The sequence below is a fragment of the Clostridium oceanicum genome, from assembly GCF_039521385.1.
Classification (GTDB): domain Bacteria; phylum Bacillota; class Clostridia; order Clostridiales; family Clostridiaceae; genus Clostridium_F; species Clostridium_F oceanicum.
In genome coordinates, this window is sequence record NZ_BAAACG010000009.1 from 148982 (window position 1) to 171935 (window position 22954).

The window sequence follows — 22954 nt, forward strand, 5'->3', positions numbered from 1 at the left end:
TCTACAAAGTTTATTTTTATTTTATCTTATAATATAAAACTTAATATTAGAAGTTCTACAAGTCCTACTGCCCAAGCTATAGTTGTAGTAACTGACCATACTCTTATTTGTTCTTTTGCATCTTTTATTCCAAGTGAACGATTAACAACCCAGAAATAACTATCATTGAAATATGAGAATAAAAGTGATCCCATACATGCTCCAAGTGCTGCAAGTATTGGATTAACATTTGATGCTGCAACAATTGGTGCTGTTATAGAAGCTGCAGTTATCATAGAAACTGTACCACTTCCTTGAATAAGTCTTACTAATGAAGCTATTATAAAAGGTATTAAAACAACTGGCATACTAGATCCTGCAATTAATTTTGCTATATAATCTCCTGTACCACTATCACGAAGAACCATACCTAAAGCTCCACCACCACCAGTAACTAATATTATTATACCAGCAGATTTTATTCCTTTTTCCATTTCATTTATAACTTCTTCTTTGTTAAGCTTACCTGCTAATCCATATATAGCTATTATAAGTCCAAGACCTACTGCAATTACTGGAGATCCTAAAAATTGAACTATATTAGTAAACCCACTAACATTCATCATTTTTTGTTTTATTAAAACAGCTAATATAGTATTTCCAAGTATCAATATTATAGGAACTAATATTGGTGCAAAAGCCATAAACATAGATGGTAATTCTTTGTTATCCTCTTCATCATCAAAATCATATACCGGTTCTTGATATTCTGGACGAATCCATTCTCCTTCTTCTTCTCCTGGTATTTGATATATTTTCTTTCCTATATACTTTCCATAGATCATTCCAGCTATAGCCATAGGTATAGCTAAAGGAATTCCCCATAAAAGAAAGCTTCCAACACTTACTCCAAATATACCGGCAACTCCTACTGGACCAGGTGTTGGAGGTACTAAACTATGTGTAATTACAAGTCCTAACCCTAAAGCTACTCCAAGAGAAACTACTGATTTTTTAGTTTTTCTAGAAATTGCTTTTGCAAGTGGAGATAAAATTATAAATCCTGAATCACAAAAGATAGGTATTGATACTATAAATCCTGTTATTGCTAATGCTAATTCCTCTCTTTTTTTGCCTAGTACCTTTATAAATGTTTTAGCCATTCTTTCAGCTGCACCAGACACTTCAAAGATTTGTCCCATCATTACTCCAAAACCTATAATTATACCAATACTTCCTAAGGTTCCGCCAAATCCTTTAGATATAGATTCAATTATTTTGTTAGGCGGCATTCCTCCAATAAGACCAGTAATAGATGCTGAAACAATTAATGCTAGAAACGTATGAATTTTAGTTTTTAATATTAAAAATACAAGTATGATAATTCCAATCAAAAGTCCTAAGATCATTTGATTTCCTGCTACTGCGTTTCCCATTATTCTTCCCCCTCCGTATTTTTTGTAAAGGTATTCATTTGTAGTGAAAAAAATCTAGTAAAATATAATTATGTATACTGTGTAAATAAGTTATTTAGTATAAAATTTATTAAATATAAGTTCTTCCCTATAAAACTCAAAAGTAAATATCATTATATAAGGAAGAACTCCTATTTTAAAATATAAAATCTAGTTTTTAAATTTAGGTGAATATTTTGCAGCTAATATTATAGCTTCAATCATACTTACTGAACTTGCTATTCCAGTACCTGCTATATCAAATGCTGTACCATGATCTACTGAAGTTCTAAGTATTGGCATACCGCCTGTAACTGCAATAGTTCTTTCAAAATCTAAAGTTTTAGTAGCTATATGTCCTTGGTCATGATATAAAGATAAAACTGAATTATATCTTCCTTTAAGCGCTAAATGAAACACTGAGTCTGCTCCTATAGGACCTTCTACCTTATAGCCCATTTTTTGAGCCTCTTCTATAGCAGGAACAACTGCTTTCATTTCTTCATCTCCAAAAAGTCCATGTTCTCCACTATGAGGATTTAATCCTGCAACAGCCATTTTTCCATCTTCTACTCCTAATTTTTCTAGAGCTTCTGAACATCTTATTATATAATCTAAAACTCTTTCTTTAGTTACTAAATCACATGCTTTTCTTAAAGAAACATGTCTTGTTAAGAAAAATACTCTCATTCCTCTAACTTCAAACATAGTAAGTGGATCTTCTGTATCTGTTAAATCTGCTAAAATTTCTGTATGTCCAATATAATTTATATTACCTTTTTTTAAAGATTCTTTATTTATTGGAGTTGTAGCTATAGCATCTACTTCTCCTTCTTTAGCCATTTCTACAGATTTTTTTATATATTCAAAAGCTGCTTTTCCTCCTAGCCCTTGAACTTTACCTATTTTCAATTCATCTATATCTACATTATTTAAATCAATTAAATCTATAGTACCTAAAGTAAATTTACCATCTTTTGCTTTTTCAATACAATTTATATTTAACTTAACATCACAAAATCCCATAGCTTGTTTTATTACTTTTGCATCTCCTATTAATATAGGATTACATTTTTCATAAACTTCTTGTTCAGTTAATGACTTCACTACTATTTCTGGTCCTATTCCTGCTGGATCTCCTATAGGTATTCCAATTATTGGTTTATTAATCATATTGTTTCCTCCTTAGTCACAATTAATATTTTTAAGTAAATAATCTACACATAATTTCATTCCATCTTGGTTTCCTACCATTCCCCCTTTGCTTACAATCTTCATTTCTGGGAATTCCCCTTCTATAAATTTACCATAAGCTGCTAATGGAATTACTTCATCTAAAAGTTCTAATCCTGCTGAATTAAATTTTCTACAAATACTAACACTTATATCTCCACCACTGCTAAATATACCTCTTATAGATTTTATTTCCTTCATTATTTTATAACTTATTTCAGCTACAGCAGTATTCATTATTTGAGATAAAAATTCTTTTGTAGTATTTTGTTCATTTGCTTCTTTATCTAAGTTAATTCTTATTTCTTCATATAAAGAATCTAAAACTATACAAAACACATCATATCCATCTTTATTCTTTATAACTTCTTTTGCTACTCTATCTATTTCTTCATTTTTTGTATCTAAATCTCCTAATATTTTTCGAGCCTTTATATCTACTTTAAATATATCTCTATCTTGTAAAACTGTTTCTAATTGATTTCTTGTAGTATCAGTTATACTTCCTATAGACATAAGAACTTTATTACTTTTATTTTTCTTAACTTTCTTATCTAAAGCCATATTTTGTTTTATTGTTTCTGCAGTAAAAGGACCTGGATCTACGCAAACAAACTTAATATTTGTTTTAATTAAACCTTTAGCTATAATCTCCAAATCCTTGTTGTCTACTCCATCAAATATCATTAATTTTTTACCTTGAAGCCATAATTTTGATATTTTGTTTTTTAAATGCTCTGATCCTCTTCTTACATCTTCAAGATATATTGACGCAACTTCATATTTACTTTGCTCTTTTACTATATCTTCTATAACAGAAGAATTTATAGGTTTTTTGCCATCTTTTGCAGCATCTGTATCTTCTAAAGCCTTACCATTTACTAAAAGATAACCTCCTACAGCTTGTCTTCCTGCATCTTTAAATACTGGTACTATAGCAGCTATAGTATCTTTAGGAAGTATATCAAGCATTCCATCTATTTCAGATCCAATATTTCCTCTTAAAGTGCTATCTATTCTTTTTCCGTAAACTTTTACATCTGGACTTAAGAAAAATTCTGTAGCCTGATATACTCTTTCATAAGCATCCTCTTTTTCAACACCTCTACTATCTGTTGAATAAAGAACTGTATCATACCCTTTTTCTAAATCATCTTTTTTTAGAGAATTCATCATAGTTACAGGTTTTAAATTTAATTTTTTGATTAAAACACCGGTAGCATTAGCTCCTGTTAAGTCATCTGCTACAACAACATAATTTATCATTTAGTATCCCCCTTAGACTAATCAATTAGGAAATTTAATAAAATCTAGAGTTATGATTTTACTAATTATTTATATATTAAATTTAATATTCCTCAAAATAATAAATTTATAACTTTCTATACATTAATTACTTTTACATTTAATGATTCTATATATTTATTTTCATCCTTATTAAACTTTTTATCTGTAATAACACAATCTACTGATTTCACTGAAAATATATTTACAAAAGACTCTTTATTAAATTTACTACTATCTGTTAATAAAACAGAATAAGAAGCAGATTTTACTATACTTTTTTTCAATTTTGCTTTTTCAAAAGTAGGAGTAGAAAGCTTAAACTCAGAATCTATTCCTGAAGTCCCTAAAAAAGCTACATTAACTTTTATGTTAGATATAAATTCATCGGCAGTAGGACCTATAATACATCCTGTTTCCTCTTGTATTTTCCCTCCTACAACATATGTTTTTACATCATTTTGATATAATTCTAGAGCTATCTTAAGATCATTAGTTATAACTGTTATACCTTTTATTTTATTAAGAACCTTAGCTAATTCAAAAGTGGTAGTACCTGCATCTAGAAATACACTATCCCCTTCTTTTATTATAGTTAAAGCTTTTTCTGCTATTTTTTCTTTTACATATATATTACTTGTTTTCTTTAAATCATAAGATTGTTCTGATAAATAAGTAGAACGTTTTACAGCACCACCATGGCTCCTATATAAAATTCCTTTATCTTGTAATCTATCAAAATCTCTTCTTATAGTCATCAAACTTACATTTAATTCATTTGCAATATCTTCTACTTTTACACTCCCTAGCTTTTCTAGTTTTTCTATTATGTAATTTTCTCTTTCAACTGGAAGCATCCTATCACCTCTTATATATTATAAAACCATAAATTTTAATATAGTTTCCTTTATTATTGAAAATCAATTTGTGTTTTTCTTTTCGTTTGTATTGTTCGTTTCTGTTAATTTAATATTATACTGTATTTTATATTTTGTCAACATCTTTTATCAATGCCCGTATTTCAACAATACATGATATTTTTATGACAAAGTAACATGAAGATATTATTGCTAAAATCTCTTTTAATAAGAATATCTAACAAAAACTCACAGATAAATTAGGAATTTTATATTTTTCACCTTTAGAAATAAAAAAAATTAGCAAATATTTTTCTATTTGCTAATTTTTTTTATTTATGGTTAGTTAAATTATTATTTATATAGAGTAATTTTCATTAAAATTTTTTCCAATAAATATATTAACTTCAAAATATAGAAGTAAAACAAAAAAATTTTTTTATTATTTTACAATAGTTTTTTTTAAATAAATCTATTTTTAGTTCTATTTTAAAACTTAGTAATAAATTATAGTTTAAATTTATTAACTGTAGCATCTAATTTTTCTGATATTTCTTTAAAATGTCTCATAGCATCTACTATTTTATTTATCTGCTCTACTTCTTCTTGTACAGATGTTAATATTTCTTCAGTACCAGCTGAAGATTCTTCACATATAGCAGTTATTCCTTCTATAGATCCTATAACTACTTTCTTTTCTTCATCTACATTTGAAACATTCTTTGAAAGACTTTTAATCTCTTTTAACATATCTTTTATAGAGGATTCTATGTTATTAAAAGCTTCATTAGCTTTTATAAGTCCTTCATTTTGTCCCTCTACACACTTTTTACCTTTTTCCATATTTCCATTTACTATTTCAACTTCTTCTTTTATTTCATTAATTATATTTGAAATTTGCTTAGTTGAATTTGATGTTTCTTCTGCAAGTTTTCTTATTTCATCTGCAACTACTGCAAAACCTTTGCCACTTTCCCCTGCTCTTGCAGCTTCTATAGCTGCATTTAAGGCTAACAAATTAGTTTGATCTGCTATATTTTCTATAGTATTTATTATTTCACCTATAAACTGTGATTTATCTGATAGTATGTTGATATTACTATTTATTTCTTCCATAGTAGCATTACTATCATTCATTTTAACTTTTAAGTCTTTCATAGATTCTAATCCATTTTTGTTAGCATCTACAGTTTTATTATAATGCTCTCTAAGCATCTCATTACTATTAACTGATGCATCTATTTCTTTAGACAGCTCATCTAATTTTTTCATTCCATTAGTACATTCTTCCACTTGATCATTTGATCCTGAAGCTAATTGCTCTATAGTCTCAGATATAGCATTAACAGATTCTTTCATTTTTTGTATATTGTCCTTTACAAATCCTGAATAGTTATTAACTTCATAAGACTTATCTCTTATATCAGTTATAATGTTTTTAAGCTCACAACTTAAGTTCATAGAAACTTTAATCATTTGTCCAGTTTCATCTTTATTATCTAAATAACCTGTGTCATCTACAGTTTTTGATAAATTCAAATGAGATAAATTTTCCATAAAATCTATATTATTTAATATCGGTTTTGTTATTCTTTTACTTATATATACTGCATATAAAGCTGCTATCATACATCCTATTATTATTACCCCAACACTTATCATTATTATTTTATTTTCTCTTTTAAATATTTCAGATGTAGGAGCTTCACTTACTAAAACCCACCCATTATAAGTTTTAGAAAATGCAACTATTTTATTACTATTACCTATTTTGGATTCAAAAGAACCTAAACTATTTTCTTTTAACTTAGAAGAAATCTTATCATAAACATCCTTATTATAATCTTTTAATTTTTCATTCATTTTATGGTTCTTATTAACCACAAATTGTGAATTATCATCTAATAAGAAAGCATATCCTGTATCATAAATCTTTATGTTGTTTATCATTTTTTTATATTGATCAAAATCCATATCAACTCCAACTATACCTATTAATATTTCTCCTTTATATATAGGCTTTTGATATGAAATTTTTATTCTTCCATTATGATCTTTGTGGGGCTTGTCCCAAAACCCATTCCTTTTTTTTAGTAAGTCAAAGTACCATTTATTATCCTTATTTTCTTCTTTAAAATCAGCTTTTTTATAATCATATTCTAATTTTTCAAATTTACCATTATGATTTACATCTTCATAATTTACAATACTAGCTTTTTCCGTATATGCAAAGTTAGGGTTCACAAGAACATATGCACCCATACCTTTATCTTTTGAAGATATAATATTTTTTATTACAGGATCTAAAGATTTAGTATATTCATCTATGTATTTTTTATCTTTTTTCACTTTATTTTCATCAAATAAAGCTATGGATGATTTCTCTAAATCCTCTGCTATACTTTCTACTTTTATGTAAGTATTATCTAAAGTACTTGCTTTTGCTTCAGTCATATTTAATATTCTATTTTCACATTCTTCTTTTAAAATTTTCCTATTTCCATAAAGAGTTAATCCCCCTACTAAGATTGATATTACAATAGTGCAAGAAATTATAGATAGAACTATTTTTGTACTTATTTTTTTCATTAGTTCTTTCGCCAGCTTTCAAAACAAGCTGACTTCCCCCTTTCTATTCTCATTTTTACCCATTATAATATATATTATATCATTTTTATAATATATTTACATTTTTATTTTAAAATGTAAATATATTTATTTAAACCTTTTAATTACTAAAATAAAATTAATATTACTTAAAACTGATTAACATACATAAATCTTGATTTTCTAAAATAAAAAAGTATAAGGAGCTATAAATTATAACTCCTTATACTTTTAACACACTAAATATTTATTTTTATATGAATAATACAAATGCACTATGTATCTATTTTAGTCCAGTAGATCCAAATCCTCCAGCATTTCTATCAGAAGATGTAAGATCTAAAGCTTCTGTAACTTTAACTTTTAAAACTGGTTTTATAACCATTTGTGCTATTCTCATTCCTTTTTCAATATCAAATGGTTTTTTTCCATGATTTATTAATATAACTGCAATTTCACCTCTATAACCTTCATCTATAGTACCTGGTGTATTTAACACTGTTATAGAATGCTTTAAAGCTAGTCCACTTCTTGGTCTTACTTGAGCTTCTGTATTTTCTGGAAGCTCTATAGCTATTCCTGTTTTTACAAGTATTGTTTCACCTACATTAATAGTTTTATTTTCCACAGAATATAAATCCATTCCTGCATCACTATCATGAGCATACTTCGGTATAATAGCTTCTTCATTCAACTTTTTTATTTTTAATTCTAGCATAGCATTACCTCCCTTTTTTTATAAAAGTCCTTAAACATTATACCATCTCAATTATAAAATCCTAGTATTTTTACTAATATAATTTATATTTAAAAATAAGTTTATGATATTCAAATACTAAAGTAATATATTTTATATCCATAATCATTTTACAATTCTATACATATTATGTATAATCTTAGTAAGCATTCTTTATACTCTATATTTTATTTTGAAAGGATGATTAAATTGAAAAAAAATAGTTACATAAATGTTTTAGTATTTATAACAGCTTACATAACTACGCGAGTTATTTATAGGTTCACAGGATTTAGCTATAGCTTTTCTGAAGGCTTAAGTACAAAACTATTAATAGATTTAAGTTTATGGGCTATATCATACATAATAATTAATATAATTGTTAGAAAAATAGTTTTACCAAAAATTAATACAGAAAGTTAAAAAAGTAAAATATATATAATAAAAAACATTGATATTAATTTAAATAAAATATCAATGTTTTTTATATTACCATAAATATATAATATATTTAATAATAAAACTCTTATCTATATTAACTTTATTATTTTATATTTTCTTTTCTGTTTCTTTATCAAAGAAATGAATCTTTTCTACATTAAAATATATGTCTTTTTCTTCTCCTATAAATACTCTATCTTTAATATTAGATTTCATTACTAAGTTTCCTATCTCAGTAGACATATATATATAATTTTCAGAGCCTAAATATTCTATAAAATCTACTTTTCCTACTATTTTATTCATTGATTTTTCTTTATTAAAAGTTATATCTTCTGGTCTTACTCCTAATGTAACTTGTTTTCCTAAATAATCTTCCTTTTTTAGTTTATTACCATAACATTCATCTAAATATATTATAGATTCTCCTAACTTAATTGCAGTTTTCTCTTTTTTATCTATAACTTCACATTCTAGAAAATTCATTTGTGGAGATCCTATAAAACTAGCTACAAATTTGTCAGCTGGATTATTATATATATTTTGTGGAGTATCAACTTGTTTTATATCCCCATCTTTTATTACAACAATTCTTGATCCCATAGTCATAGCTTCCGTTTGATCATGGGTTACATATATAAATGTTGTATTAAGTTTTTGATGAAGCTTTATTATTTCCGCTCTAGTTTGAACTCTTAGCTTCGCATCTAGGTTTGATAGGGGTTCATCCATTAAAAATACTTTAGGATCTCTAACTATTGCTCTACCAAGAGCAACTCTTTGTCTTTGACCTCCTGAAAGTTTACTTGGCTTTCTACTTAACAAATCTTTTATTCCAAGTATCTCAGCTGCCCAGTAAACTCTTTCTTTTATCTTCTTTTTATCCATCTTTCTTATTTTAAGTCCAAATGACATATTATCAAATACTGTCATATGAGGATAAAGAGCATAGTTTTGAAAAACCATAGCAATATTTCTGTCTTTAGGTTCCATATCATTAACTAACACATCATCTATAAAAAGCTTTCCTTTGCTTATATTTTCAAGGCCAGCTATCATTCTAAGAATAGTAGATTTTCCACATCCTGAAGGCCCTACTAATACTAAAAATTCTTTATCTTTTATTTCTAAATTAACATTTTTAACTGCTTTAAATCCATTTTTATATACTTTTTTTATATCTTTTAATAATAAGCTAGCCACTAAATTTCCTCCTTTAAAACTGCTCCGCTTTTTAGTTTCTAAAAACTTATATTTTATAATAATTTAACCTATTGTATTATTTATTTCTAGCCCATTTTTCAAAATACTATTATTATACATTATCTTAATATAAAATAAATTAGAGATTTAATTCTAAATCTTTCTAGAAAAAATTTCAGCACATTCTGGCATAGAAACAGCAAATGAATTTATATATTTCATATCTTCTTTTTTTCCTAAATTCTTTTCTATTATTTCTTTATAAATTGTTTCTTTTGATATTCCTCTTTCTTCTAGCATCTTAAATAATTGATAATCTTGTATTCCAAATCTTAAATTTTCCCATCTTAAAGAACGTAGTGGCTTCATATCTCTACCTGGATATACAAATAACATATCTCCTGCTTTCCAATGAGGATATTTATAACTCATTTCTTCTAAAGGATCTTTAGGCCATATAGCATAGTCCCATCTTAAGAATCCATCTAAATTAAAATAATAGGTTATCCATGGGATTAATCTACTTTCAATTAATGGAGAACATAAAAAGTTATTTATTCTATCTGGCATGCAGCACACATAATATGTAAGGGCACCTTTTTTGTAATTTAAATCATTTTTAGTCTTTTGTATTTCATTTCTATATTTTAATAATAAAGGTAAGCTTAAAGAAATATCTTTAAACTTTTCTTTTCCATTTTCAAAACATTCCTCAGAATGTAAAGCTGTTTTATAAGTAACTTTATGGTTTTCTATTAAACTATCAAGAAACTCAACATAAGTATTTACAAACTCTGAATCTGATGGTTCATCACTCATTACTCTAACTTTATCCCACCATCCTTTTTCTATTAAATGATTAAATAAAGCTTTAATATATTCACCTAACTCCTTTTTTGAATCAATATATCTGAAGTTATCCATACTTTCATCAAAATATCTAACTCTAATTGGATCTCTATAATCTTTTATTGGATTTCCAAAACCTTTTGCATCCCAAAGACCTGAAATTCCAAACAAATCAATTTCTTTTTCTATTCCAAGTTTCATACAAATTTCTATGTATCTATCTAAATTACTAAAATCAAATAGAAATTTTCCTTTTTTATCTTTCTTAAGAGATATCATATTAATTTCAAACAAGTTAGAAGAATTTTCAAATACTTTATAGCAAGATTGTCCACCCCATGGAAAATCTGAAACTATACAGCATATAGTTTTTTGTCCTAATGTAACTAATTCTTTTAAATAATTTTCTATTATTTTAAAATGATCATCTGACCACAAAGGAACTTTATACATTCTAGCCCAATTACTTGGATGTTGCCATAAATCTAAGTAAAACTCATAATCTTTTAAAGGTTTTAAAGTTATATCTAATAAATCTACTTTTATATTTAAAGATTCCATTTCTTCTTCTTTTGTATAACCTTTTTGAAAATAAAATTTTATTTTTAAATCTAAGCTTTTTTCTTTAAAGTCTTTTGGAATTTTTCCTTCAACCCAAATCATTCTAGTTTCTTTCTCTTTTATAAAGTGAAATGGTTCTCTTAATATAACATCTCCAATAAAATCTCCATTATCATCTTTAACATAATCTATAAAACTTAGTTTAAAGTTATCTTTAATATCCTCTTTTGTTTTTATATCTAATCTTATATTATTTATAAGTCCTTTATAACACACATTATTATTTAAATCTAAAGAACAATTAAATTCTTCATCACTTTTAATCATTATACCTAAAGCAAATTTTTCTTCCTTGGCTACAGTTATATTTTTACTTTTAGAGCTCCAAATGCTATCTTTTACTCTATTATTTTTTATATGTTTATAATATGAATCTACTAAACAATATTTAATATCCATTTTTATTCCCCCAACATTCTATTACTGATAATTTAAATTTTTAGTCCATACAAAAGGTATAGGAAATACTGCTTTTAAAAATTTTTCTATATTAGGCAGGTTACTTAAATCATAATCTAATTTATGATATTCTATCCCTTCAAAAACTAACTGGGTAACCTTTCCTATTTCTTTTATATAAATAATTTCATCTTTAATTTTTATACCATAACCATTTTCATCTTTTAAAAACTTAATTTCATTTAAAACACTTTCACTTACATATTGAGAAAAATACCCTCTTAAGTCATTCATAAGCTTTAAAAAATTAATTATTTTTACTGTACCATGTAAATAATCTTTACAAATCTCATCATATTTATCTAGTTTATTTCTTTCATCTTTTATATGAACATAATAATCTATATATTCTAATTCTAAATCTCTTTCTAAAGTTTCTAATAAATCATAGATATAATAACAGTTTCCAAAACACTCTACAACTTCTCCATATCTTTCTTTTTCATTTATTATTCTTAATACAATATATCCTATTAAATTTTCATCTTTAAAAATCACATATTTTTTATAACTAATATCCCCCCAGGGGATTGTAGCAGAATTGATCAAAGTTTTAAATTCATCATAACTTCTATAGTATCTAGTTGAATTTAAATTATACATTTCAGTAATTAATTTTAAATATTCTTCTTTATATTCTCTTAAATCAAAATTTATATAGATCTTCTCTTTAGGTAATACTCTATACTTATAAAAATCTTTTACTTTCATATATCCTCTTCTAGTATAAAGACTTCTATCCCCTGATATTAAAGCTATATCTACTCCTTGCTTATACATTCTATTTTCTACTTCATCTAATACTAAAGAAGCATAATTTTCACCTCTATAGGATTCATCTGTGCAAACTGCTCCTATAGAAGCAACTTTTATAAAAGATCCTTCTATAAAGATATTTTCTTCTAAAAAATTAACCTCACTTATAGGAATATCTCCATTATAAAATCCAATCATATTTTGGAGATTATTATAACTTAAAAGCAATGGAAATTCTTTTTCCATTGTAGGTTTATAACCTCTACTTTCTCTAAAAACATGATTTATTAAATTAATAACTTTTGTAAAATCTTTTCTTTTAGCGTTTCTTATTTTACTCAAATAAAATCACTACCTCTGCTTTATATTAAATACTAAAAATATTAACTACCCTTTAATACCAGATAAAGTAACTCCTTCTACAAATTTATTCTGAAGTACTAAATAAAATATAAATGAAGGAAAAAATGTAATAGTAGCTCCTGCCATTATAAGACCATAGTTTATAGTATAATGAGCTCCTAAGGTTGATAACCCTACCGTAAGTGTTCTCATAGAATCATCTGTAGTTACAATAAGTGGCCATAAAAATTCATTCCAAGCTCCTATAAATGTAAATATAGATAATGTTATAATAGCTGGCTTTATTAAAGGAAGAACTATTTGAAAAAATATCCTAATATCAGAACACCCATCAATTTTTGCAGACTCTAATAAATCTCTTGGTATAGATAGTATAGCTTGTCTCATTAAAAATACTCCAAAAGCTGTTGGAATAGGTAGTATTAAAGCTAAATAACTATTCATCCATCCCAAATTTCTCATTATTATATAAAGAGGTATCATTATAACTTGTGATGGTATTATTAAAGTAACTATCATAAATAAAAATATATTATCATTTCCTTTAAAATCCATTTTAGCAAATGCATATCCTGCCAAGCTGCTAAAGCTAACTGCAAGTATAACTCCACTTATAGATACAAATGTACTATTTAAAAAATATCTAAAAAAATGGTTATCTTTAAATATTGCTATATAATTTTTAATTGTTAATCCTGTTAATGAAAAATCTAATTTATACCCTACATAGGTAACTTTAAAAGAAGTAATTATCATATAAATGAAAGGTAGTATCATACAACCAGAAATTATAAGTAAAATCATATTTCCAATTGATCTTTTTAAAGATTTCATATAATTTCCTCCTATTTTTAAAAACATAAGTTATAACTATAAAATTAACATATTGACTCTTCTCTTTTTAAAAACTTTCTTTGAACTATAGTTATTATAGCTATAATTAAAAATAATATATTTGCTACAGCCATAGAATAACCTGAATTAAATTGTTTAAAAGATAAATTAAATATATGTAAAACTAATGTAGTAGTTGACATTCCTGGCCCTCCACCAGTCATGGTATATACTAAATCAAATATTTGAAAAGACCATATACTTCCTAAAAACACTATCATTATTGTAGTAGGTTTTAAAAGAGGTACTGTTATACTCTTAAATTTTTGAAATTTATTTGCTCCATCTACATCTGCTACTTCATAATAATCTCTTGGAATATCCATTAAAGCTGCTATATACATAATCATAAAGTATCCAATATTTTTCCATATAATTATAAACATTAAAACAGGCAGAGCAATTTTAGGATTTCCAAGCCAATCTATATTTTTACCTAATAAATTGTAAGCAATATAATTTAGCGGTGAACCATCTCCATTTAATATAATTCTCCATATTATTCCTACTAAAATCATAGAGGAAAGCACCGGGATAAACATTATACATCTTACAAAATTAGCAAGTTTACTTTTTTTTGAAACTATCCATACAGCTAAAAGCATAGACAATATTGTTTGGACAGGAACTACAACTATAGTAACTAATAAAGTATTTTTTAAAGCTACTAAAAAAGTATTATCTTTTAATATATACTTGTAGTTTTCAATTCCTATAAATTCAGCTGGATTTACTATATTATATTTAGTAAAACTAAAACAAAATGACATGATTATTGGTAATACATAAAAACTTGTAATAAGAATTAACAAAGGAAATATGTACCCATAAGGTTTAATACATTTAAATACTGCTTTTCCCTTTTCTTTCATAACTATCTTCCTTTTAACATTAATTATTTATAATATCAAATTTCATATTAGTTCTATGTAAAATTTAATATTAAATAGTATAATAACTACTTAAAAATTTCAAAACTAATCAAATTGAACAGAAGAAAATACATAAAAGACATATACAGTTAAATTTAACTTATATGTATATGTCTTTTTAATTAATATACTATTTAGTATCTTTTTTTAATAAATCATTTCCATATCTAGCTGCTTCATCTAAGGCTTCTTTGGGACTCACTTCTCCATTCATCATCTTTTGAAGTTGTTTCCACAAATAGTCATACACTTCAACTCCATGAGGAGCAACTTTAAGTGGTCTATATACTCCTTTATCATTTTTGATCATTTCTTTTAATTTTGGATCTCCTTGATATGGTTCATCCTTTGTTATTGGTGCTCTTGGATGATATTTATGGAATTTTGTCATAGACTTTGCACTTAACATATGTTTAATTAACTTAAAAGATAAATCTTTATCTTTTGCTGAAGACATTAATGTCAATTGATCAACAGAGGCAAATGTTCCTTTTCCTTTATTTTCTAGAGAAGTTATCATTCCATATTTTAAATCTTTAAAAGATTTCTCCAATACTTCCGAGGATTTTGAAGATAAGTTTATAGCAAAAGCTGCTTTTCCTTTTGCAAAAAGAGTTTCAAACATCTCACTATTTGTTTTAGACATAGCATTATCTGGTATTACTTTATCTTTAAATTTTAAATCTTTTAAAAACTGTGCTGTTTCAACTCCTGCTTTATCATTAAACTTAATAGTTTTTAAATCATCATTATAAAGTTCTCCACCTGCTTGCCATAAAAATCCATACCAATTCCAATTTAAATCACCAAAGAATTTTTGTCCCCAACCTTGGGCAAATCCCCATTGATCTATCTTTCCATCTCCGTTTGAATCTTTAGTAGCTTTTTTAGCTATTCTTCTGAAATCTTCCCAAGTTTTTGGTGGTTTTTCCCCTATTTTTTCTAATATATCTTTATTATAATAAAGCATTGCTGGATTAGCTGCTTCTATAGGAAGCCCATAAATACCTCCCATTTCTTTAGCATCATCTATATATATGTAATTTTCCATATCTTTTTTATCTAATCTTTTTGTTAAATCTTCTACAGCTCCCATTTTTATAAATTTAGGAAACATCTCTGCATACATGTATCCTACATCTGGACCTTTACCTGCTGCTATAGCTGTTGCATATTTTTCAGGATAGTTTTCCCAAGGTATAAGCTCAAGATCTATTTTACAATTATTCTTTTCTTCAAATTCTTTAAATATAGGTTCCCACACAGGTTTATCATTTTCTCCTATAGGTGGTAACCAAACAGTTATATGCTTTTTTTCCCCATCATCTGAATTAGAAGAAGTAGATTTACTTTTACATGCTGATAAAGTTCCTAAAGTTAATATAATAAATAAAAATAAAGCTAACTTCTTTTTAATGCTTTTCATTATCCTTTTCCCCCTACTCCATATCATATTTATACTAATTTCTACATTCTTCATAATAATATTAATAAATTTGATATTGTATGTCTAATCGAAAAAATTTATTGATATTTTATTAATTATTTGAAATTAAAATAATTATTGTAATCATATACTTTTTAAGCGATTATATATATAATGGATAATTTTATCTATTTATAAAATGAGTTATTTTCATATAAAAAAATGCATCAAATAAAATAAATTTATTTGATGCATCCCTTTTTAATATAAATACATATATACTCCAATTAAATATTAATTTTTAAATCATTATAAATAAACTATTTCTAATGAATGCTACATTCATTACAATTTTTAATTTTACATCTAGTACAAATAGGTTCTTCAGTAAATATCCTATCTATACACTGTTTTAAGATCTCCTCTGGTATTTCTTCTGTATCTTTAAATTTAACACATCCTTTTCCAACAGTTAAAGTTGGAATCTTGTGTTTTAAACTTTTAATTACTCTTCTTTCGTGAGTATAAAAAGAAAAGTAATTTTTCTGAGAAGCAAAAGCAATATATGTATGATTTAATTCAAATGTAGGCATATTATATTTATTACTTTCTATAACATTTTTATAATTTTCCCTTATATAATTAAGGATAACTATAGCCTTTTTCTTTCTAATACCTTCTAGATTGCTTACATAAAGATCTACAAAGCCATCTTTTCTTTGTTTCAAAACATAATCACCTCTCAGATTAGTTATTTTACTTTTGTCCTTTACCAGTAATATGTTCTACATCTATTTTTATAATTTTAATATTTTTACTAGCATTTTCTATATATTTTTCTCCTTCTTTTAAATAGTTCTTAGAATATTTATTTACAATAGCTTTTAATCCATCTATTTTTTCTTCACCTAAAACTTCTTTAGCTTTGCCAAAAACTATTACACTTTTATAGTTAGTATCAAATTTAGATGGCAATAATTCTACATCAGAAACAACACAAAATGAAACTCTGGCATTGTTTTTTATATTTTCAAGTTTATACCCTTCTTTAGCACAATGAAAATAAATATGTCCTTCCTTTACTGCATAATTTAAAGGTACACCATAAGGATATCCATAACTACTAATAGTAGATAATACTCCAACTTCTCCTCTATTTAGTATATCAATACTTTCTTCTATAGTTAGCTTTTTATCATCTCTTCTCATTTTTCTAAACACTTTAGTCACCTTCTCTTTGTCTGATTTATACAATAGTATTCACCCCTATATAATATAATTATTATCACATAAACCAATACCCTGTTTCCGTTTAATTATACCATATGTATGTGTCAATTAATGTTAACACTATATAAAGAATAAAAAGACTATACTTTAAATTTATCGGTCTACCTATAAAAAATATTAAACAAATAGCTTTACTATACTTATTTATTTTTATATGCCTAAAACCGACTACTCTATAACAGATAAATCAAAATAAAACTTAACTCCTATCTCTGTATTTTCCGCTCCACAATATCCTTTGTGCAAATCAATTATATTTTTTACAATAGCAAGCCCTATACCACTTCCACCTAATTGTCTATTACGGGATTTATCAATTTTATAGAATTTATCCCATATTTTATCTATCTCTTCTTTTTCAATATGTTTGCCACTATTTTCAATTTCCACTCTCACAAAACCATTTAATTTTCTCATTCTTATATTAATAATATTTCTACTATCTATATGTCTAATAGCATTAGTTAATATATTAGTAATAACTTGATCTATCCTATTCCAATCTCCATATACTTTTGTATTTTTAAAGAGTTTACAATTAACTTTAATATTTTTTTCTATCATAACACCTCTAAATTTATTATTACAACGATTTATAAGTTCATCTATAAAAAACTCTTCTTTGTAAAGTTTAAAATTATCTGTTTCTATTTTAGATAAATCTAGCATATCATATACTAAATCTCCCATCCTTTTTGATTCATCAATAATTATATCTATATAATATTCTGTATCTTCTTCATCAAAAACTTTATCTTTTATCCCTTCTGCATATCCTTCTATTAAACTTATAGGTGTTTTAAGTTCATGTGATGCTGCTGCTATAAATTCTTTTCTCATCCTTTCTACTTTTCTTTCTTTTTCAATATCTTCTTCTAATTTTAAATTTGCAGCTTTAAGTGAATCTAAAGATTTTTTAAGATTGTAAGATAAAAAATTTAATGATGATGCTAAATTTCCAAGTTCATTTTCTGATTTAACTTCACACTTCTCACTAAAATCTAATTTTGACATTTTAGTTGCAACTTTGTTTATCTTTAAAAGAGGCTTCGATATCATTTTTGAATAAAGAAAGGATAGAATAATTACAAGAGTCATTGCTATAATGGAAAAACTTAGGTACATTTTCTTTATAACAGCTACAGATTCATCTACTGGTGATAATGACGTAAATACAAATACTATTTCCTTTTTTTCTTTTACTACTATAGCTGATACTACACTTGATTTATCTGGTTCTAAATCTTTAATTGTATATATAACTGGATTTTTATCATATTCATTTAACTCTAAATTTCCAAATTTCATATAAAAGTTATTTATTATTTTGTGTATCAAAAAAAAATTTCTTTTCTCAAATTTCTTATCCTTTAGAGAATTTAAATCCATTTTTATATTACCTTTTTTATCTAAAATAACTATTTTTGCATTTGAATCTTCTTCATATTTCTCTATTAAATTTTCTAAATTAAGATTTTCTTTTTCTTTTACATATTGGGCTTTAAACTTTTCAGCTATTTTAGATACTTCATGCTTTTTTTCTCTAATATAAAAACTTTTAAAAAATACAGTTTGGCCAATTAAAGCTATTATTATAAACAGAGCAAAGACTAAACTTGTAACAATAAAAAGCTGCTTTAATATACTTTTTTTATATTTCATTTTTCACCTCAAATTTATATCCATATCCTCTTACAGTAGCTATTAAATATGATTTTTCTCCTAGTTTTTCTCTAAGCCTTTTTATATGAGTGTCTACAGTTCTTAAATCACCATAATAATCTATACCCCATATAGTTTCTAGTATTCTTTCTCTCTTTAAAACTATCCCCTTATTTTTTATAAAATAAACCATAAGTTGAAACTCTTTAGGAGATAAATATATTTCCTTTTCATCTACCTTTACCTTATGAGTATTTTCATCTACCAATAATCCATCAAAAACATTATTTTTCACAAGGTCTTCTTTATTGTCTTTTAAATCTATTCTTTTTAACAAAGCTTTCACATTAGCTACAAGTACTTTAGGACTAAAGGGCTTTGGTATATATATATCTGTTCCAAGTTCAAATGAAATTAGTGTATCTTCTTCTTCTGATTTGGCTGTAAGCATAATAACTGGTACGTTAGAAAATTTTCTTATTTTATTTAAAGCAGACCAACCATCCATAACAGGCATCATAATATCTAATATAATAAGATCTATCTTTTCTTCTTTTAAAACTATATTTATAGCTTCGTAACCATTTTTAGCTTCAAGAGAATCAAATCCTTCTTTTTTTAAATATGCTTTTATAAGCTTTCTCATTCTCTCTTCATCATCTACAATCAATATAGTTTTTTTCATATAAAATTCTCTCCATTTCTTTTATTTTAAAAAAGGATCTTGCTTTTATGCAAGACCCTAATTTTATTATACTAAATTTAAAGAAATGTATCTACTCAACTCTTAAAGCTTCTATTGGATTTAGTTTTGATGCTTTATTTGCAGGATACATACCAAAAACAATACCTACTACTATTGAGAAAATAACAGCTACTATAACACTTGATAAAGACATTACAATTGGAGTATTAAATCCACTTTTTAATACATAGCAAGTTAAAAATGCCAAAGAAACTCCTATAATACCTCCCAAAAAGCTAATACATGAAGATTCGATTAAAAATTGAATAAGTATAGTTTTTCTTTTCGCTCCTATAGCTTTTCTTATGCCAATTTCTCTAGTTCTTTCAATAACAGATACAAGCATTATATTCATAATACCAATACCTCCTACTATTAAGGATATGGCTGCAACTCCTGTAAGCATAGTTGTCATACTACTTGTACTTTCATTTGCTGCATTTAAAAGACTTGTTTGATCAAATATCTTATAGCTATCTGTATCATTATTATATTTTTTATTCAGCATTAATTGTAAATATCCCATAGCTTCTTCCACTTTCTCTTTACTATAAGCTTCTACTAAAAATGATTTTATATCTGTATCTTTAAAAACTCTCTGGTAGACACTTAATGGTATTATTATTTTATCATCACTTGATACTCCCATATTACTACCTTTACTTTCAAGAAGTCCTACTATAGAAAAATTCATACCATTTATATTAATAGTTTCACCTATAACATTAATATTACCAAACAACTCTATAGCTGTATCTTGACCAATAACTGCATTATAGTATCTATTTTCTATATCTCTTTCATTTAAAAATCTACCTTTTGATACATTAGTTTTGCTCACATTTGAGTATTCTTTTGTTGTGCTTTCTATTGTAGTTTCTAAAGCTTTAGTTCCCGCTTTAACATTTATCTGATTTTGTGTAGATACAGGAGCTACATATTTTATGGAAGCTTTATTTTTCAAACTTTCTATATCTTCTAAAGTTAAGGCTTTAGATTTTTTCCCTACTATATTTGTAGTTATAAGATTTGTGCCTAAACCTTCTATTTGAGATTGCACTTCTTTTTTTGTACCTTCACCTATAGATACTAGAATTATTACCGAGGAAATTCCTATTATTATTCCTAACATTGTTAAAAATGATCTTACTTTATTTGACCATATAGAGGATAAAGCCATTTTAAATATTTTTTTAATCTTCATAGACTTCCTCCTCATTTCTATATTTATTATTTTTTGTATCTGAAATAATTTTCCCATCTTTTATTGTTATTATTCTCTTAGCTTTTCTAGCAATTTCTTTGTCATGAGTGATAAGTATTATTGTATTTCCATCTTTATTTAAATCATTAAGCATTTTTAAAATATCATTTCCCGTCTTACTATCAAGAGCACCTGTAGGTTCATCTGCTAATATAATTTCTGGATTAGTAACAAGAGCCCTTGCAATAGCTACTCTTTGCATTTGTCCTCCTGAAAGTTCTGAAGGCTTATGCTTTATATGTTCCTTTAGCCCTACCTTTTCTAAACATTTTATAGATTTCTCCCTTATTTTTTTATAATCTAAATCCATATATATAAGAGGAAGCTCTACATTTTCCATTACATTTATTTTAGGTAAAAGGTTGTAATTTTGAAATACAAACCCTATCTTATTATTTCTTATTTCTGCTAATCTATTGTCACTACATCTGGTATTTAACCCATCTAATATATATTCCCCTTCTACTTTACTATCAAGACATCCTATTATATTCATTAAAGTAGATTTTCCTGCTCCTGATTTACCTATTATAGCTACAAATTCTCCTTTTCTTATTGTTAAATTAATATCCTCTAAAGCTTTAAATATGTTATTTCCTACTTTGTAAGATTTACTAATATTTTTCATAACTATAATTTCTTTTTTACTTTCTACCATATAAACACCTCTACTTATAAGTGATAAATTACTTTTTCATTCTTCCTGAATTAGAAGGGCCTCCTCCGGAAGGCATAGGATTTTGTTTTCCTTTTCCCATAATATTTTTCATATCCTTATCACTGTTTTGTTTAGCATTAGGTAAATGTACTATTATATTTTCCCCTTCTTTAATTCCTTCTAAAATTTCTACACTTTCTTCATTTTCTATTCCACATTTAACTTCTTTTACTTTACCTTTAGGAGAATTTTCATCTTCCACTGTAACGTATTTCTTTCCATCTTTTTCTACTATAGCTTCTGAGGGCACTGATAAAACATTATTTTTACTTTCTACTATTATTTCTGAATTAATAGTCATTCCAAGTTTTAAATCTTTAATATCATTAAGTTTTATAACTACATCATAAGTGGTTACGTTATTTTCTGTAACACCTTTAGGAGATATAGATTCCACTTCTCCTTCATAGCTTTTATTTTGTATGGAACTTGAATTAATTTTAACTTTTTGACCTTTTTTTATTTTCGCTATATCAAGTTCATCTACAGATACTTTAGCTTTTAAAGCTGATATATCTGAAACTTCTAAAATAGTTTGTTCTGATTGAATTTTATCGCCACTTTCTTTTTGTTTTTGTACAATAAGTCCATTTATTGGTGAAGTTACTAACATATTAGCTTTATCACTTTGTGCATATTGGAGTTTTTTCTCTGCATCTTCTATAAGTAAATTTTGGAGTTCTTCACTGGTATTTGATTTAGAAGATTCTTCTTCAAGTCTTTGCCTTTCTAAATTTAAACTAGCATTATCTACTTGCTGTATTATTTGTTCACTATATACACTACAAATAGCCTGGCCTTTTTTAACTGTATCTCCTTCATTTAATTTTAAATCCTTTATTTCTCCATTATTATTAGCTACAATTTCTTTAGTATTTGCTGAAAATATTACTCCATTAGCTTGAACTTTTGAAACTATATTTTGCTTTTCTGCTGTAACATTAATATTTTTAATATTTTCCTTTTCATTTTTTCCCTTAGAATAATTTAAAATAAAAATACTAGATATTATTACAAGAACTACAACACCTAACGCTATTAACTTTTTAAAATGTTTTCTCACTACTTTACCTCCCAAGATTTATTTATTAAGCTAATGATAAAAAATCCAAGTGTCACTTAAGTGGCAAAGTTGTTAACAAACATTGAACTTGCTTGTTTATAATTTGTTAACACCTCTG

The 22954-nt window shown here is 26.0% G+C and carries 20 protein-coding genes; 1 reads left to right on the forward strand and 19 read right to left on the reverse strand.

Annotation, left to right across the window (positions count from 1 at the left end; translation table 11 throughout):
• Window positions 1–26: 26 nt before the first annotated feature.
• The 6 genes from ABDZ71_RS10215 to dut form a co-directional block, all read right to left on the reverse strand.
• Complete coding sequence (locus ABDZ71_RS10215; protein ID WP_343761361.1) at window positions 27–1415, reverse strand: GntP family permease; 1389 nt, start codon at window positions 1413–1415, stop codon at window positions 27–29.
• Window positions 1416–1604: 189 nt separating this feature from the next.
• Entirely contained in the window at window positions 1605–2606 is a 1002-nt protein-coding gene (gene pdxA, locus ABDZ71_RS10220) for a 4-hydroxythreonine-4-phosphate dehydrogenase PdxA (protein ID WP_343761362.1), read from the reverse strand.
• Window positions 2607–2618: 12 nt separating this feature from the next.
• Complete coding sequence (locus ABDZ71_RS10225) at window positions 2619–3932, reverse strand: four-carbon acid sugar kinase family protein (protein WP_343761363.1); 1314 nt, start codon at window positions 3930–3932, stop codon at window positions 2619–2621.
• A 116-nt stretch (window positions 3933–4048) separates the two neighbouring features.
• Complete coding sequence (locus ABDZ71_RS10230; protein ID WP_343761365.1) at window positions 4049–4807, reverse strand: DeoR/GlpR family DNA-binding transcription regulator; 759 nt, start codon at window positions 4805–4807, stop codon at window positions 4049–4051.
• Window positions 4808–5314: 507 nt separating this feature from the next.
• A complete protein-coding gene (locus ABDZ71_RS10235) occupies window positions 5315–7396 on the reverse strand; it encodes a methyl-accepting chemotaxis protein (protein WP_343761366.1) in 2082 nt (693 codons plus the stop codon).
• Between the two features lie 301 nt (window positions 7397–7697).
• Window positions 7698–8132 (reverse strand): dUTP diphosphatase, encoded by a 435-nt coding sequence (dut, locus tag ABDZ71_RS10240; protein ID WP_343761367.1) that lies wholly within the window; start codon window positions 8130–8132, stop codon window positions 7698–7700.
• A 228-nt stretch (window positions 8133–8360) separates the two neighbouring features.
• Between dut and ABDZ71_RS10245 the strand changes: the two genes are divergently transcribed.
• On the forward strand, window positions 8361–8573 hold the full coding sequence (locus tag ABDZ71_RS10245) for a hypothetical protein (protein ID WP_343761369.1): 213 nt from the start codon (window positions 8361–8363) through the stop codon (window positions 8571–8573).
• Between the two features lie 126 nt (window positions 8574–8699).
• On the opposite strand, the gene ABDZ71_RS10250 is transcribed toward ABDZ71_RS10245, so the two are convergent.
• The 13 genes from ABDZ71_RS10250 to ABDZ71_RS10310 all read right to left on the reverse strand — a co-directional run bounded on the left by ABDZ71_RS10250 (window position 8700) and on the right by ABDZ71_RS10310 (window position 22836).
• Window positions 8700–9794, reverse strand: coding sequence for an ABC transporter ATP-binding protein (locus tag ABDZ71_RS10250; protein ID WP_343761370.1), 1095 nt, complete (start codon window positions 9792–9794; stop codon window positions 8700–8702).
• A 153-nt stretch (window positions 9795–9947) separates the two neighbouring features.
• A complete protein-coding gene (locus ABDZ71_RS10255; RefSeq protein ID WP_343761372.1) occupies window positions 9948–11663 on the reverse strand; it encodes a DUF4091 domain-containing protein in 1716 nt (571 codons plus the stop codon).
• Between the two features lie 21 nt (window positions 11664–11684).
• Complete coding sequence (locus tag ABDZ71_RS10260) at window positions 11685–12821, reverse strand: GNAT family N-acetyltransferase (protein WP_343761374.1); 1137 nt, start codon at window positions 12819–12821, stop codon at window positions 11685–11687.
• A gap of 45 nt (window positions 12822–12866) precedes the next feature.
• Window positions 12867–13676, reverse strand: a complete 810-nt coding sequence (locus tag ABDZ71_RS10265; protein WP_343761376.1) for a carbohydrate ABC transporter permease — start codon at window positions 13674–13676, stop codon at window positions 12867–12869.
• Between the two features lie 44 nt (window positions 13677–13720).
• On the reverse strand, window positions 13721–14608 hold the full coding sequence (locus ABDZ71_RS10270) for a carbohydrate ABC transporter permease (protein ID WP_343761378.1): 888 nt from the start codon (window positions 14606–14608) through the stop codon (window positions 13721–13723).
• 190 nt (window positions 14609–14798) lie between these two features.
• A complete protein-coding gene (locus tag ABDZ71_RS10275) occupies window positions 14799–16094 on the reverse strand; it encodes an ABC transporter substrate-binding protein (protein ID WP_343761380.1) in 1296 nt (431 codons plus the stop codon).
• A gap of 326 nt (window positions 16095–16420) precedes the next feature.
• Entirely contained in the window at window positions 16421–16822 is a 402-nt protein-coding gene (locus ABDZ71_RS10280) for an iron chaperone (protein ID WP_343761382.1), read from the reverse strand.
• 28 nt (window positions 16823–16850) lie between these two features.
• Window positions 16851–17348, reverse strand: a complete 498-nt coding sequence (locus ABDZ71_RS10285) for a pyridoxamine 5'-phosphate oxidase family protein (RefSeq protein WP_425544707.1) — start codon at window positions 17346–17348, stop codon at window positions 16851–16853.
• Between the two features lie 204 nt (window positions 17349–17552).
• Entirely contained in the window at window positions 17553–19046 is a 1494-nt protein-coding gene (locus tag ABDZ71_RS10290) for a HAMP domain-containing sensor histidine kinase (RefSeq protein ID WP_343761384.1), read from the reverse strand.
• The gene (locus ABDZ71_RS10295) at window positions 19036–19731 is read right to left on the reverse strand and encodes a response regulator transcription factor (protein ID WP_343761386.1); all 696 of its coding nucleotides are present in this window, start codon (window positions 19729–19731) and stop codon (window positions 19036–19038) included. Before ABDZ71_RS10295 ends, ABDZ71_RS10290 begins: the two co-directional genes overlap by 11 nt.
• 91 nt (window positions 19732–19822) lie before the next feature.
• Window positions 19823–20995: an ABC transporter permease gene (locus ABDZ71_RS10300; RefSeq protein ID WP_343761388.1), complete on the reverse strand. Its 1173-nt coding sequence runs from the start codon at window positions 20993–20995 to the stop codon at window positions 19823–19825.
• Complete coding sequence (locus ABDZ71_RS10305) at window positions 20985–21713, reverse strand: ABC transporter ATP-binding protein (protein WP_343761390.1); 729 nt, start codon at window positions 21711–21713, stop codon at window positions 20985–20987. The genes ABDZ71_RS10300 and ABDZ71_RS10305 overlap by 11 nt, the downstream gene beginning before the upstream one ends.
• 28 nt (window positions 21714–21741) lie before the next feature.
• Complete coding sequence (locus ABDZ71_RS10310) at window positions 21742–22836, reverse strand: efflux RND transporter periplasmic adaptor subunit (RefSeq protein ID WP_343761392.1); 1095 nt, start codon at window positions 22834–22836, stop codon at window positions 21742–21744.
• Between the last annotated feature and the right edge of the window lie 118 nt (window positions 22837–22954).